Consider the following 14,411-nt stretch of genomic DNA (forward strand, 5'->3'; position numbering starts at 1 on the left):
GATCAGCCCTTCACAGCACCGGCGGTCAGACCGGTGGCGATGTTGCGTTGGATGATCAAAAAGAAGATCACCACCGGGATCGAGGTGATGATCGCACCGGCCATGAGTGGACCCCAGGCGGTACCGCGGGTTGTCTGGTTCTGCAACAGCCAGGCCATCAGGTTCTGCTTTTCCGGGCTGTTGAGCGTGTTGATGATGATGAATTCGTTCCAGGCCTGGATGAACCCGAAGACGCTGGTGGCGACCAGGCCGGGGCCGGTCAGGGGCAGGATGATCCGCCAGAAGACCTGGCCGCGCGAGCAGCCGTCGATCAGAGCCGCCTCGTCGAGCTCGCGGGGAATCCCGGAAATGAAGCCACGCAACGTCCACACGGTATAGGGCAAGATCAGGACCAAGTAGGTGATACTCACACCGATCAGACTGTTGGTCAAGGACACGCTCTGGAGCATCAGGAAGAGCGGGATGAGCAACGCGATGAACGGCACGAGTTGCACCGCGAGGATGACCAGGATGATCCCCCGGCGGCCGTAGAACTTGAACCGGGCGATGGCCAGCGCGGCCAGGAACCCGACCACCAGCGAGCCGGCCACCGCCAGCAGCGTGATGATCAGGCCGTTGAGCATGTCCTGAAGGAACAGGGGCGCCTTCACGGCCGACAGGAAGTTGTCGAAAGTGGGGTGCTTCGGCCAGAACGTCGGCGTCAGCGCCAGCACCTCGTCGGCCGGCTTGAAGGCGGTGTTGAGCACCCAGTAGATCGGGAACAGCATGAGGATCGAGAAGACGATCCCGGTGGTGTTGGCGGCGATCGTCGCGGCCCGGCTGCGGCCGACGGTGATCACGCCCTCGTCGACCCGCCTGCGGCTGCGGGTGCGCACCGCGGGGGCGCCTGGCGTCGTGGCGACCATCAGTCCACCTCCCCGATCTTGAACATCTGCCGGATGTAGAACGCCATCACGCCGAGCATCAGCAGCACCGTGATCACCGAGATCGCCGAGCCGAGGCTGTACCGAGACTGCCCGAACGCCTGCGTGTACGAGTACGTGGCGAGGGTCTGGTACTGCGGCTCCGGGTGGCCGTCGCGCAGCACCCAGTTCTGGGTGAACAGCCCGAAGTCCCAGATCACCGACAGCGTGGTCACGATGATCAGCAGCGGCTTGAGGATCGGCAGGGTGATGCTGCGCAGCGTCTGCCAGGGCGATGCGCCGTCCACCGTGGCCGCCTCGACGAGCTCCTTCGGCACCTGGGTGAGCCCGGCGTTCAGCGTGATCGCGATGAACGGGATGCCGGCCCAGACGACCAGCGTGGTGATCACGGACCAGCCCTGCCACGGGTTCACGAACCAGCTGTGGTTCTGGTAATCGACTCCGGGCAGCTTGTCGATGACGTAGTTGACGACGCCGAAGTCGGAGTCGGTGATCCAGCGGAAGGCCTGCGCCGCGACCAGCTGCGGCATGGCCCACACGAACATCATCGCGACGATCATGAACAGTCGGACGCCGCGGGCCACCCGGCGCATCAGCAGCGCGATCCCGAGTCCGACGACAACCGTGAAGATCACCGCGACCACCGTGAACGCGACCGTGCGCCAGACGACGGCCCAGAAGTCCGTGTCGGAGAGGACCTTGGTGTAGTTGTCGAGGCCGACCCAGGGGGCAGGGCGGCCGCTGATCAGCTCGCGAAGCCGCATGTTCTGAAAGGACAACTCGACCATCCGCACCAGCGGATAGCCGAGAATCCCGGCGAGCAGCAGCAGGGCGGGGAGCGACAGCAGCCAGGGAAGGCCGGAGGTCTGACGGCGGCGCGGCCGGGTCGCGCGGCCGGGTGCACGGTGCGGTGTGGACCCGCCCGTCCGGCGGGTCGTCGATTCGACGACGGGCATCAACGTTCCTTTGCCGTTTGCGGCCGCCCGCCCCAAGGGGCGGGCGGCGCGTCGGAGGGGATCAGTCGTTGAGGGTGGTGTTCATCTGGTCGTCGGCCCACTTGGCGCCGTCGGCCACGGACTTCTTGCCGGTCAGAACGTCGGTGAGCATCGTCTGCAGGATGTTGCCCTTCTCGACGTCCGCCCACTTCTCCGCGTTCGGGGTGAACCAGCTGCTCTTCGCGGCGAGCGCGGCCGGCGCGATGGCCGGGTTGTCGGTGGCGGCCTTGTCCAGCAGCGAGGTCGAGTTCGGCAGCGCGTTGGCCTTCACCAGGCCGGCCATCGAGGTGCTGTCGGTAAAGGCCTTGATCCACTGAGCGGCCAGCTGCTTGTTCTGGCTCTTGGCGGGGATGCCGAGGTTCGAGCCGCCGAGGAAGGACGGGACGTCGGGCATCGGCGCGGCGGCCAGCTTGCCCTTGACCTTGGTGTCGACCAGCGGGGAGTTCGGGTCGTTCGGGTCCTTCTTGACCTGCTCGGCCGCGCCCTGCTCCCAGGCGTTGCCGTAGAACATGCCCGCCTCGCCCTGGGCGAAGATGCCGGCCTGGTCGTTCTCGTTCTTGGTCGGGTCGGCCTTCGAGTACTTCTTGACCATGTCGACCCACTTCTGCAGGCCCGCGATCGAGGACGGCTGCGAGAGCTGGCCGACCCACTTGTCGCCGTCCTGCTTGGCGATGTCGCCCCCGGAGGCCTTGACCCAGGACATCGCGGCGTACCAGTACTGGCCCGGCATGTAGACGGCGCCGAACTTCGCGTCCGACTTCTGCGCGGTCTGCAGCTTGTCGGCGTCGGACAGGAACTCGTCGTAGCTCTTCGGGGCCGCGGCGATGCCGGCCTTCTTGAACAGGTCGGTGCGGTAGATCAGCACCCGGGCGCCCGCGTAGTAGGGCACGCAGTACGTCTGGCCCTCGAAGTCACAGGCGCCCTTGAGGCCCTGCAGCCAGGTGCCCGAGTTCTCGTAGTCGGCCGGGTTGATCGCCGCGAAGGCCTGCGAGAACACGTACTTGGGGAACTCGGTGTTGCCGAGCTCGATCACGTCCGGCACGTCCGAGCCGGCCAGCGTGGCGTCGAGCTTGGTGAGGTGGTTGGCCCACTGCTGGTACTCGACGTTGACCTGGGCGCCGGTGGCGTCGGTGAACCGCTTGGACGCGTCGTCGACCACGCCCTTCCAGCTGCTCTGCGCGTCGACCATCAGCCAGACCTTGAGGGTCTTGCCCTTGCCGTCAACGGCTCCGGAAGCGGACGTCGTGGGGGAGTTATCGTCGTTGGAGCCGCACGCGGCGGCACCGAGCAGCGTCGCGGCGATGGCCGCGGCTGCAACGATCTTGCGCTTCACGCTTCCTCCTGAGGGGAATATCGTGTGAAAAAGGGGGATGTTTTTCAGTCGTGTCGTGTTCCGTCCTTGGCCGCCTTGTGGCCATGGACGGCTTGAGCGGTGCGTTGAAAGGCCGCGTGCGAACGTTCGTGGGTCCGCTGCGCGACCGCGACGTAAAGAAGATCGAGAACGACCAGCTGGGGATGGCGCGCGCTGAGCGCATCCGGCCGGAACGTCGTCGCCTGGGTAGCGGTGAGCAGAACGATGTCGGCGAGCTCCGCCAGGGGCGACTTGGGAAAGCTGGTCAGGGCGATCGTGGTCGCACCCCGGCTGCTCGCCTCGGCGAGGAGCTCGATCGTCTCGCCCGTCTCGCCCGAGTGCGAGATGCCGAGCGCGACGTCGCCGGGCCGGGACAGAGCGGCGCTCGCCAGGCCGTTGTGCACGTCCGTCCAGGCCCACACCGGCACGCCGATGCGGTGCAGGCTGAACTGCATCTCCTCGCCGACCAGCGCGCTCCCGCTTGCGCCGAAGATGTTGACCCGGTGCGCCACCGCGATCGCCCCCGCGGCCCGCTCCACCTCGGCGAGGTCGAGCAGCGCGGCGGTGTCGTGCATCGCCCGGGTGTCGGCCGCCATGATCTGCCCGAGGACCCGCTCGAGCGGATCGTTGGGCTGGATCTCGCGACCGATGTCCACCGTCCAGCCGGCCGACCGCGCCCGTCCCGTCTCGGCCGCGATGCCGAGCCGCAGATCGGCGTATCCGTCGAAGCCGAGCGCGCGGCAGAACCGGGTGACGGTTGCCGGTGAGGTGCCGCTGCGCTCGGCGAGCTCGACGATGGTGGCTCGCGAAGCCGCCGCCGGATCGGTGAGCACCTGCTCGGCCACCCGCCGGAGCGCGCCGGTGAATTCCGGCAGCAGCGAGCGGACCCGCAGAAGCACTCCGTCCGACGGCTGGCCCTGATCGGCGACCAGGGAGTCGACGACCGCGGTCGGCGCGGCGCCGTCCATCTCTGGCTCGCTCATTGGCCACCCTTTCAGGAAGGACTGTTTACTGTCGCGGTAAAAGTTCTTACTAAACGCCCCTCCATGTCAAGGCCATGGGCGAAGTTTTCAAACCGTTACCTGACCAGCACCGATGAACGCGCGTTTACGGCACCACCACTTGACGCTCATCAATCCGGAAATGTTCTTTACGACGTGACCGCAGTCACATGCGCGGTTTAGTCCTGTTTTGTCCTAGCCCTTTCGGCCAGTCTCGCCTCGCCGCTAGGCCGATAGCTGATCCACCAAAAGGCTGATCTCTCGAACGGTTCGTAACAACGCCGCAACCCCTCAAAACAAGATCAAAACTTTTACCGTACGAGTCCACGACTCCCCGCCGAAGTTCCCCGAACCGGCTTCAGCGGCCGGCCAGGCGTCCCCTCCCGCTGGTCACCCGGCTTCCGGCCCTTGCCGCCCTCACCCACCGCCACTCACTCCCCGTAGCCCTCCCGCGCTCCTGGCGTTGTGCGGCCAATCCCGCTCCGTGGACGGCCGGCCCGGGCTAGCCATGGCCCTGGCTTCTGCCCGGTCGCCGAGGGTCCCGCCGATCGCGCTCGGCGGGCGGTCCCGCTGGCTCGCCATGGCCCCGGGTGGCTGCCGCCGATCTCGCTCGGTCGATGGTCGCGCTGGCGTGCCACGGCCCGGGTGGCTGCCGCCGATCGCGCTTGGGGTGGTCCCGGCCGGCCACGGCCCGGGTGCCAGCCCGGTCGCGCTGGGTACCGCCGAACGCGCTTGGTGAGTGGTCGCGCTGGGTCGCCATGGCCCGGGTGGCTGCCTGGTTGCGGCTGCGGCCGCCCGCGCACCCGGGCGTGGAGATCTAGGAGACCTTCGCCCGCAGGTCCGCGGTCCCCCGGGAAATAGACCGCGATGTGGGACGCGCAGCCACCATGCGGGAGCCCTAGCGCAACCGGCCGCACCCACCGCGACCAGGCAGACCACCCGGGCCATGGCAAGCCCAGGCCCGCCACCCACAAAGCGGGGCAGGCCGCGACAGAAGGGTCAGGCGGACTCGCGGATCGCGTCCGTGAAGGCCTCGGACCGGTGCTCAAAGTTCCGATAACGCCCATAACTAGGCGCCGCCGGGGAAAGCAGAACCACCCCGCCCGACGGAGTCATCTTGCGGGCGAGCCGGACCGCCGCCGGGAGGTCCTCGGCGATCTCCGTCTTCACGCCGGGAAGGCCGGACAGCGCCTCGATGATGCGTGGACCCGAGTCCGGGATGCCGATCACGGTCAGTTCGCGGTCGGTGAGGAATTCGCGTAGCGGAGCGTAGTCGAGGCCGCGGTCGGTGCCGCCGACGAGGACCGTGAGGGGACGGCTCGCGTACGCGTCGATGGCGTGCATGGCCGAATAGGGGCTGGTCGAGAGGGTGTCGTCGACGAAGGTGAGGCCGGAGGGGTCCTCGATCTCGGTCAGGCGGTGCGGGAGTCCCTCGAAGGACTCGACCGCCGCCTGGAGCTCGTCCTTCATGCCGGGGACGTCGACGCCCAGGCCGTCCAGGACGGCCAGCGCCACACAGAGGTTGCGGCCGTTGTGTGCGCCCTTGAGGTGCAGCGCCTCGCGGTGGAAGAGCGGGTCGTCGCTGCAGTGCACCCACTCGTCCTTGATGTGGAACCGCGAGTCGTCGGCGCCGGCCGGGATCGGCGGGAAGCCGTTGAGGTCGCAGAGGCCGCGGATCTCGTCGCGCAGGCGGAGGTCGGCGCCGTTCACGACGATCATCTCGGGGCCGTGGCGCAGCACGTTGAGCTTGTCGCGGTAGTACTCGCGCTCGCCGCCGTGCGCGTCGAGGTGCTCGGGGAACAGCGCGGTCACGACCGCGACCCGCGGCGAGTCGGTCAGGTCGGCGCACTGGTAGCTGGACAGCTCGAGCACGTACAGCGCGGCGGGCGGCAGGTCGAGCAGCGGGACGCCGATGTTGCCGCCGAAGACGTTGGGGCGGCCGACGGCGGCCAGCAGGTGGCTGATGAGGCTCGAGGTGGTGCTCTTGCCTTTGCTGCCGGTGACGCCGATGGTTCGCGCTGCGTTATCGGCCATCCAGAGGGCGCTACCGCCCGTGATCGTCACGCCGCGCGAACGGAGGTCCGCCATCCACGGGTGGGTCTGCGGCACGCCGGGCGAGCGGACGACGACGTCGGCGGTGACGAGCGCGGGGAAAGCGTGGTCGCCACCGGCCAGCGGCGCCAGCGAAGCCAGCTCACCCTCCCAGGGGATGGAGAGGAAGTTCGCGCTGTCATCGACCGCGATCAGGCGCGACGGCTCGTGGGGCGCGATCGCCTGCACCGCGGCCCGGCCCTCCCGGCCCGTGCCCCAGACCGCCACCGACCGGCCGTTCAGGTCTGCCAGACGCACGTCGCATCCCCTCCTCGTCGAGTAGGCCCTGTGTCGGAGTAGGCGCCGGGCTGCGGCGTGGCCCAGCCGCCGTCTGGCCGCACGCCACGAACACCCGAATACAACCCCGGTATTCGGGCGCCCGCGGCGCACACCCAGACGACACCTGGACCTCGCCTCGCTTCGACCCCTACTCCGACACAGGGCCTACTAGTATTGCCGGTCGACCACGAGACAGGAGATTCCGGGTGCGGTTCGACGTCATGCGCTTTCCCTCGTACGCGTTCGACCCGCAGACGGGGGTCGCCACGTTCGACTACGTGCTTGACGGGCCCGAGCCGCTGTCGTTCACCGAGACGATCACCTTCCCGGTCGCCGGCAGGCCCGTGCCCGACGCCTTCTACCGGGTGCTCGACCTGCTGCACGTGGTCGCCGGCGTCAGTTACTACAAGGTCGGCGCGCCGGCCCGGATCGTGGCGCCGACGCCCGTGCCCCGAGCCGCAAGGGACTACTTCACCGCCGTCTACACGCACGGAATGGCCGAGTACGCGTATCGCAACAAGCTGGCGTACGTCCTGGATCTGACGGTCGAGGTCCCCGCGGGCGTGACCGAGCCGGCCGCGCCGGTCGACAATTCGCAGGGGCGCCCGCTGTCGGCGGTCGGCGGCGGCAAGGACTCGATCGTCACGCTGGAGATCCTGCGCGGCGCGGGCCTCGACCCCGTCCCGTTCTCGGTCAACCCCAACCCGGTGATCAAGGCGGTGAACGCGGCCTCCGGCCTGCCCGCGCTGGCCGCCCGGCGCAAGCTCGACCCGAGCCTGTTCGAGCTGAACCGGTCGGGCGCGCTCAACGGCCACATCCCGGTCACCGCGATCAACTCGCTGATCGCGATCGCCACAGCGGCCTGGCACGGCCTCGGCCCGGTGGTGATGTCCAACGAGCGCTCGGCGAGCGACCCCAACCTGATCTGGAACGGCCACGAGATCAACCATCAGTGGTCGAAGGGGCTGGCCGCCGAGGGCCTGCTCCGGGCGGCCGTCGTCGCGCACAGTGGCCTGACCGAGCCGTACTTCTCCTTGTTGAGGTCGTTGTCGGAACTGCACATCGCCCAGCTGTTCGCACGGCACCACGCCTACGACGACGTCGTGACCAGCTGCAACAAGGCGTTCAAGCTGCACGATCCGACCGTCCGGTGGTGCGGCGACTGTCCGAAGTGCCGGTTCGTCTACCTGGCGATGGCGCCCGCGATGGACCGCGACCGGCTCAACCACATCTTCGGCCACGACCTGTTCGCCGATGCCGCGCAGGTGCCGGGCTTCCTGGAGCTGCTCGGCATCGACGCGCACAAGCCCTTCGAGTGCGTCGGCGAGGTCGAGGAATCGCTGGTGGCGCTGTCGATGCTCACCGACGACGCGCCGGTGCTGGTGGCGCTGCGCGCGGCCGTGCCGCCGTCCGCATGGGCCGAGGCGTCCCGCGAGGCGGTGCTCACGCCCGGCGGCGAGACCCACGTGCCCGAGGCGTACGGGAAAATCCTCGACGCCGCCATCGCGTGAGTGAGATCTACGTCGGCAGCGCCGACATCGACGCTCCGAAGGAGCGCGGGTGGCTGCTGGGCCACTTCATGCCGCCCGGCGACCCGCGGCACAGCCCCGAGGTCGAGGTCAAATGGGGTCACCACCCGCGCGACGACCGGCGCGCCGAGTGGGTACGCGGCGAGCACCGCACCGCCGTGCTGTTCCTGATCAGCGGCCGGTTCACGCTGGAGTTCCCCGATCGGCGGGTGACGCTGGCGAACCCGGGCGACTACGTCGTCTGGGGCAAGGGCGTCGACCACTCGTGGCACGCCGAGGAGGAGTCGATCGTGCTCACCGTGCGGTGGCCGTCGGTGCCGGGGTACAAGGTCCCGTGACGATCACTCCGGAGCGTCGTGGTGGATGTGGTCGGGCTGCACGCCGAGCAGGTGCAGCGCCGCACTCGTCGCCGCCAGCATCAGCGGCGGCCCGGCCAGATAGACCTCGTGTTGTGACCACTCCCCATAGGCGGCCACCGCGTCGGTGACCAGGCCCGACGCGTACGGCCCGGGATCGCCTTCGGACACTACCGGCACGACCGTGGCGCGTTTCGCCGCCCGCGCGATCTCCGCGATCTCGGCGATGTCGTAAAGCTCCGCCAGATTTCGTACGCCCCAGAAGACCACCGCCGAGCGCGAGTCGCCGGTGTCGGCCAGCTCGGTCAGCAGCGCCTTCAGCGGAGCGACCCCGGTGTCGCCCGCGATCATCAGCAGATCGCGGTCGGGCCTCACGTGCAGGCCCATGTCGCCCTCGGCCCGGCCGATCCGCACCTCGTCGCCGACCACGGTGTGGTGCACGAGGGTGCCGCTGACCCCGGTCTCGGTCTTGGCCCGCACGTGCAGCTCGACCAGGTCGTCCCGGCGGGGCGCGCCGGCCAGCGAGTACGGCCGCCAGACGCCGGGCACGCGGGAGACCTCGATCCGCGAATACTGCCCGGGGCGGAACGGCATCGGGAGGTACGGGCGGAGGCGGATCACCGCGAGGTCGGGCCGCCGCAGCTCGTGCGACACGACGACTGCGGTCCAGGCCACGGGCTCGTCGTCGGCGGTCTCGCGCATCCACTCGTACACGTGCTGCCAGGTGGATCGCCAGGCCACCTCGAACTCCTGCCGCCACTCCCCGGCCGGCGACCCGGCCCGCATGGCCTCGGCGAGCGCCGCCCCGACGAACTGCAGCCCGTCCGGCGGGACGCCGCAGGCCGCGAGGGCCGCGCCGAGCCGCTCGGCCCCGCTCACCAGCAGCGGCGGCTGGTCGAGGTGATCGACGAGCCAGATCAGGCCCTCGGTCAGCTTCCTCGTCTGCACCTCCGGCGCGCCGGGCAGGGCCACCACCAGGGCCGGATCGGCCTCGAGCAGGGCCGTCCGCAGGCGCCCGGCGACCGCCTCGGCGCCGCCGGCGAAGTCGAGACTTTCCCGCAACAGGCTCTGCGTCTGCCGGAGCAGGGCTTCGTCGGACGCGTCCATGCCGTCCACGGCCGGCACCCGTCCGGGCGCGACCGGCGTCATGCCCTCCGGGCGCGGCTGCCGTACGGGAACGGACCGCTCGCCGGAGGCCCAGCCCGGGCGCAGCAGAGGTTCATGCCCATCCGGGGTCTCGTCGGGCCTGGTCAGCGCCGCGGCCGCGTCGGCGGCGCCGGCGGCCACCGCGTCCGGCGCGGCCTGCCGCAGGCGGATGGCCCGGAGCAACGCCAGCAGGTGCCGGTCGGCCCCCGAACCCGAACTCGATCCGGATGACACAGCCACACCCCCGCTCAGCGGACCACGCGAACAGTACAACCGTACTGCCGCGTCGGGCGCTCCGTCCCCTCAGTGTCGCTGTCGCCTCAGTGCCTCGGTAGCAGTGCCGCCATCGCCGCCCGCGCCTGCCCGTCCGGGTCCGCGCCGAGCGGCCGCAGCACCACGGTGTCGGCGCCGGCCGCATGCAGCGCGTCGACCTGCGCCGGAATATCGGAGGCTGGCCCGAACATCCCGAACACCTCCGACGGCTCGACCCCCAGCCACGCGGCCTGCCCCGCCACCGCGTCGGCCACCGCCGAATCGGTCCGGGCCGGATCGTCGTCCACGTGGATGAAGGCGAACACGATCAGCTCGTGGGCATCCCGGTCCCCCGCCTTCCGCCCCCGGCCGATATGCCCGAGCGCGTCGACGACCTGCGCCGGCCCCGCGCCCTCGGCGAGGATCGTCCCGTCCGCGACCCGCCCGGACAGCTCCAGCGATCGCGGCCGCACCACGCCCGTGACGATCGGCGGCACCTCGGCCGGCGGGTGCACGAGCCGGAGCCCGTCGATCGTGACCTCGCGGCCGTGCAGCACGACCTCGTCGCCCGCGAGCAGCCCGCGTAGGGCCACGATCGTCTCTTCCAGGCGGGCGAGCTTCCGCGCCGGCTCCGCGCCCACCTTTCGCATCCATTCCGGTACGCCGTGACCGACGCCCGCCACCAGCCGGCCCGGATGCACGCGGGCGAGGTTGCCCACCTCCATCGCGAGCAGCGCCGGGTTCCGCAGTGCGACGGGCGCGATGCCGAGCCCCACCCGCAGCCGCCGGGTCGCCGCGAGCGCGAGCGCGGCCGCGCTGATCGACCCGGTCCAGCCGAGGTCCTCGACAACCCAGAGATCGTCCGCACCCAGCTCCTCGAGCGTGGCGGCGAACCCGGTCAACTCCTCGGGCGGCCGCCCCCGGTCGAACATGAACCCGATCCGTGGCCGCGCGCGATCTTCCGTCACGGCCTCACAGTAGCCCTTGGCGTGATCCACTCCATGACGTAATCTGGCCGGGCTTCCGCGCGATGGGCGTGGACACTCCGCATGAGGGAATGAAGCCTGTGATCCGGGTTGGCCTAGCGGCCGCCTGACATCCGCACCGCCGGTTCTGGGGGTGCGTGGGCAAGGCGGTCCGACGTCTCTTTCGTCCTGATCGTTTCCTTTCTCATGCCTAGAGGTAAATACCTTGAACGTGGATGCCCGCATCCAGAATTCGGTCGTCGCCAACCTGGCGGCCCGTCCCGCTCCCGTCGAGTCCGGCCCGTTCGTCATCGGCGTCGATCCCGGTACCGACAATCCCGGCATCAATTACGCGACCCCACGGCCCGGCGCCGACATCACCTCCGCCGACGTTTCGGCGCTGGTGGAGGCATTTAAGAACGTCAATCGCAAACCCCGGCTTGAGTACGTCGTCAACTGCGCGCCCGGACTGGAGGCACTTCTGCTCGCGGCCGGCTTCGCGGTCGAGGAACGACACGAGTACCTGACCTGCCTCTCCGGCTCGTTGACGCCGCCGCCCACGCCCGAGGGTTTCGTCCTTTCCGAACCCGCCACGGACGCGGACCGGGAAGCCATGGTCACCGCCCAGCACGCGGCCTTCGGCGCCCCACCGGCGGCCGTGGACGCCGACGTGGCCCGCATGTCCCGCCTGCAGTCCCGGGGAGGGGTGGCGTTCATGGCGGTCGCCCCCGACGGCACCTGCGTCGCCGGCGGCCAGGCCGTACCGCCCCACGACGCGGTCAGCGAGGTGGCCGGCATCGCCACCCGCCCCGAGTACCGCCGCCGGGGCATCGCGGCCGCCCTGACCGCGGCCGTCACGTCCCGCCTGTTCGCGGCCGGCACCGAGATCGCCTGGCTCGAGGCCTCGGGCCCCGACTCCTGGCGCGTCTACGAGCGCATCGGCTACCGCCCCACCGGCTCTCGCCTCTACATCGCTCTCCCCTAGCCCGCCAGCGGGCGGCGGCCCCGGCCGCCGCCCGGTCGGATTGTTGGGCCGGGACAGCCCGAAGCCGGCGCGCGGAGGGTGAGTTGCAGGTGCCCGCGCCCCGCAGGCAAGGACCTGGCTCTACCTCGTACGGTCAAAGGTTCTTGATGCTGAACACGACGGATTCCGCGAGGTGGGGTGGTTGCGTCGGGTCGGTGAAGGTCTCCAACTCGGTCATGCCGAGACGGCGCATGACGGCGTGGGAGCGCTTGTTGCCGACGGCGGCGATGGCCAGGACCTCGGGGAGTTCGAGCACCTCGAAGGCGTAGGTGATCACGGCCCGGGCGGCCTCGGTGGCGTAGCCGTGGCCCCAGTGTTCGCGAGCCAGGCGCCAGCCGATCTCGACGCCGGTGAACGGGAGCTCCTCGTCGACCGGGTCGAGACCGGCCATCCCGAGCAGCTCGCTTGTGGCCTGTAGCTCGACCGCCCACCAGCCCCAGCCGCGACTGTCGATCTCGCTCCGGAAGTGATCGAGCGAAGCGTCGGACTGTTCGGGGGTTCGAAGGTCGGGGAAGAACTCGCGGACCTCGGGGTCGGCGTTGAGAGCGGCCCAGGCCGGGCGGTCCGAGTCGCGCCACTGGCGGAGGCGGAGGCGGGATGTGATCAGTTCGGTTGTCATGATGGGGTCATTGTTGTCGTAGGTCCCGGATAGGCTGCACGCATGTCCGAGGACCAGCAGCAGGACGAGCAGCAGGACGAGCAGCAGCAGGAGCAGGAGCCCGAGTTTCTGAACCGAGCCGCCCGGCGCGCCGCCAAGCACAAGAAACACACGCACGGTGTGACCTCGGCCCAGGCCGAGAGCCACACGCACGGCCGGGGCACCGTCCCCGCCCGCCGGAGCTACGGAAACCGTCGCACCGGCGGCTGATCACATCGACCGCACCGCCACGACGAGTGGCGGTCGGAGCGCCTACCCGTCGGCGCCGCGTCGGGAGCCCGTCACAATGGCGGGATGGTGGTGCTTCGGGTGGGCGCGGATGATCCGCGGATCGGGGATTACCGGGCTCTGACCGATCTCGAGCTGCGGATCCGGTGGGAGCCGCCCAACGGGTTGTTCATCGCCGAGGGCGAGCTCGTCATCCGGCGTGCGCTCCGGGCGGGGTACCGGCTGCGGTCGGTGCTGGTCGACGAGAAGCGGGTCGAGCAGTTCGCCGACCTGCCGGAGGACGCCGTGGTCTACGCGGCCACGCCCGAGGTCCTGGAGTCGATCACCGGCTTTCACGTGCACCGAGGCGTGCTGGCCTCGTTCCACCGGCCGGAACTGCCCTCGCTCGACGAGCTGCTGGCGGGGGCGACCCGGCTCGCGGTGCTCGAAGGGCTGAACACGCACACCAACCTCGGGGCGCTCTTCCGCAGCGCGGCGGCCCTCGGGATCGACGCGGTCGTGCTGTCGCCCAACTGCGCGGATCCGCTCTATCGCCGCGCGGTGCGAGTGAGCATGGGCGAGGTGTTCGCGATCCCGTACGTGAAGGCCGAGGACTGGCCGGGGGCGCTCAAGACGATCTCGGCGAGCGGGTTCCGGCTGCTCGCGCTGACGCCCGCCGACGACGCCGTGCCGCTGCGGGAGCTGAGCGCGGCCGACCGGGCACGGCCGGCGTTGATGCTGGGGGCGGAGGGGCCGGGGCTCACCCGGGCGGCGCTGGCGGCGAGCGACGTGCGGGTGTCGATTCCGATGCGGAACGGGGTCGACTCACTCAACGTCGCGACGGCGGCGGCGATCGCTTTCTGGGAACTTTCCGGCTAATTCCGGAAACCGTTCACTATCGAAAATTCAGGTCTTTTCCGTACGCCTGCCGATCGTTACCCTCATCCCCGGAGATACACGCTGTAACCCGGGATGTGGGCAAATGCACGAGAAATCCGACAGGATCAGTTTTCTTCCGTGGCTTCCTACCATCGTCGGGGTCATCGCTCTTGTGGGATTCGTGATCGTCACGGTCGTGCGGCTGACGCCGGGGCATTCGACGCCGCGAACTCTGCCACCTCCCGAGCCGGCGTTCACCCTTCCGGGGACCACCTCCGGTCCACAAGTGCCGGTCAGTCTCGTGCCGACGACGGGCAGCACGACCGACGGCGCCGGTACCGGCACCAGCGCCTCGGCCGAGACCGAGGCGCCGGCGCCCACCCGCACCCGGCCGGCGATCATCACCCCGCCCCGCACGACCGAGGCCACCCGCCCGGCCACCGTCACCGGGCGCTATCACGTCCTCGAGTCGTACGGGGACAGCTTCATCGGCGAGGTGCTGCTCACCAACCGCACCGGCACCGGGCAGGACTGGGTCGTCACCCTGACCTACCCGGGCACCCTGCGGACCAGCTGGCTGGAGTCGCTCCCCCAGCCCACGCTCGTGCAGCGCGGCGACACGTACACCTGGACCTCGTCGGTGCCGCTCGCCGCGAGCTCCACCGGCCAGCTGCGGTTCCACTTCGACCGGTCGGGCGGCTCGGACAACCCCGACGCCTGCTCGGTCAACGGGCAATCGTGCAGCTGAAAGCCGG

At 69.9% G+C, this 14,411-nt stretch carries 14 protein-coding genes; 6 read left to right on the forward strand and 8 right to left on the reverse strand.

Going from position 1 to position 14,411, the window contains the following annotated elements; genetic code table 11:
* Positions 1–2 precede the first annotated feature (2 nt).
* The 5 genes from A3CQ_RS0106265 to murD form a co-directional block, all read right to left on the reverse strand.
* Positions 3–905, reverse strand: coding sequence for a carbohydrate ABC transporter permease (locus A3CQ_RS0106265; protein WP_020510068.1), 903 nt, complete (start codon positions 903–905; stop codon positions 3–5).
* Positions 905–1,879, reverse strand: coding sequence for a carbohydrate ABC transporter permease (locus tag A3CQ_RS0106270; protein ID WP_020510069.1), 975 nt, complete (start codon positions 1,877–1,879; stop codon positions 905–907). Before A3CQ_RS0106270 ends, A3CQ_RS0106265 begins: the two co-directional genes overlap by 1 nt.
* A gap of 61 nt (positions 1,880–1,940) precedes the next feature.
* Positions 1,941–3,251, reverse strand: coding sequence for an extracellular solute-binding protein (locus tag A3CQ_RS0106275; RefSeq protein ID WP_020510070.1), 1,311 nt, complete (start codon positions 3,249–3,251; stop codon positions 1,941–1,943).
* 44 nt (positions 3,252–3,295) lie between these two features.
* Positions 3,296–4,252, reverse strand: coding sequence for a MurR/RpiR family transcriptional regulator (locus A3CQ_RS0106280; RefSeq protein ID WP_026205388.1), 957 nt, complete (start codon positions 4,250–4,252; stop codon positions 3,296–3,298).
* 1,017 nt (positions 4,253–5,269) lie between these two features.
* Positions 5,270–6,619, reverse strand: a complete 1,350-nt coding sequence (gene murD / locus A3CQ_RS0106285) for a UDP-N-acetylmuramoyl-L-alanine--D-glutamate ligase (RefSeq protein ID WP_020510072.1) — start codon at positions 6,617–6,619, stop codon at positions 5,270–5,272.
* A 242-nt stretch (positions 6,620–6,861) separates the two neighbouring features.
* On the opposite strand from murD, the gene A3CQ_RS0106290 reads away from it, so the two are divergent.
* Both A3CQ_RS0106290 and A3CQ_RS0106295 read left to right on the forward strand, forming a co-directional pair.
* Positions 6,862–8,151, forward strand: coding sequence for a MurL-like N-terminal domain-containing (locus A3CQ_RS0106290; RefSeq protein ID WP_051115172.1), 1,290 nt, complete (start codon positions 6,862–6,864; stop codon positions 8,149–8,151).
* Positions 8,148–8,507: a cupin domain-containing protein gene (locus tag A3CQ_RS0106295; protein ID WP_020510074.1), complete on the forward strand. Its 360-nt coding sequence runs from the start codon at positions 8,148–8,150 to the stop codon at positions 8,505–8,507. Before A3CQ_RS0106290 ends, A3CQ_RS0106295 begins: the two co-directional genes overlap by 4 nt.
* 3 nt (positions 8,508–8,510) lie before the next feature.
* On the opposite strand, the gene A3CQ_RS0106300 is transcribed toward A3CQ_RS0106295, so the two are convergent.
* Together A3CQ_RS0106300 and A3CQ_RS0106305 are read right to left on the reverse strand one after the other, a co-directional pair.
* A complete protein-coding gene (locus tag A3CQ_RS0106300) occupies positions 8,511–9,905 on the reverse strand; it encodes a hypothetical protein (RefSeq protein ID WP_020510075.1) in 1,395 nt (464 codons plus the stop codon).
* Between the two features lie 86 nt (positions 9,906–9,991).
* Positions 9,992–10,891 carry an LLM class flavin-dependent oxidoreductase gene (locus tag A3CQ_RS0106305; RefSeq protein WP_026205389.1) on the reverse strand — a complete coding sequence of 300 codons (900 nt, stop codon included), beginning with the start codon at positions 10,889–10,891 and terminating at the stop codon, positions 9,992–9,994.
* Between the two features lie 229 nt (positions 10,892–11,120).
* Between A3CQ_RS0106305 and A3CQ_RS0106310 the strand changes: the two genes are divergently transcribed.
* Complete coding sequence (locus tag A3CQ_RS0106310) at positions 11,121–11,873, forward strand: GNAT family N-acetyltransferase (RefSeq protein WP_026205390.1); 753 nt, start codon at positions 11,121–11,123, stop codon at positions 11,871–11,873.
* 133 nt (positions 11,874–12,006) lie between these two features.
* Here the strand turns inward: A3CQ_RS0106310 and A3CQ_RS0106315 are convergent, their stop codons facing one another.
* A complete protein-coding gene (locus tag A3CQ_RS0106315) occupies positions 12,007–12,531 on the reverse strand; it encodes a GNAT family N-acetyltransferase (protein WP_020510078.1) in 525 nt (174 codons plus the stop codon).
* 42 nt (positions 12,532–12,573) lie between these two features.
* Here A3CQ_RS0106315 and A3CQ_RS0106320 point away from each other — a divergent pair, with 42 nt between their 5' ends.
* The 3 genes from A3CQ_RS0106320 to A3CQ_RS0106330 all read left to right on the forward strand — a co-directional run bounded on the left by A3CQ_RS0106320 (position 12,574) and on the right by A3CQ_RS0106330 (position 14,404).
* Entirely contained in the window at positions 12,574–12,780 is a 207-nt protein-coding gene (locus tag A3CQ_RS0106320; RefSeq protein WP_020510079.1) for a hypothetical protein, read from the forward strand.
* An 84-nt stretch (positions 12,781–12,864) separates the two neighbouring features.
* Positions 12,865–13,656, forward strand: coding sequence for a TrmH family RNA methyltransferase (locus A3CQ_RS0106325; RefSeq protein WP_020510080.1), 792 nt, complete (start codon positions 12,865–12,867; stop codon positions 13,654–13,656).
* 286 nt (positions 13,657–13,942) lie between these two features.
* Positions 13,943–14,404 (forward strand): cellulose binding domain-containing protein, encoded by a 462-nt coding sequence (locus tag A3CQ_RS0106330; protein ID WP_157295361.1) that lies wholly within the window; start codon positions 13,943–13,945, stop codon positions 14,402–14,404.
* Positions 14,405–14,411: the final 7 nt, after the last annotated feature.

The organism is Paractinoplanes globisporus DSM 43857, from assembly GCF_000379645.1.
In the GTDB taxonomy this organism is placed as follows: Bacteria; Actinomycetota; Actinomycetes; order Mycobacteriales; family Micromonosporaceae; genus Actinoplanes; species Actinoplanes globisporus.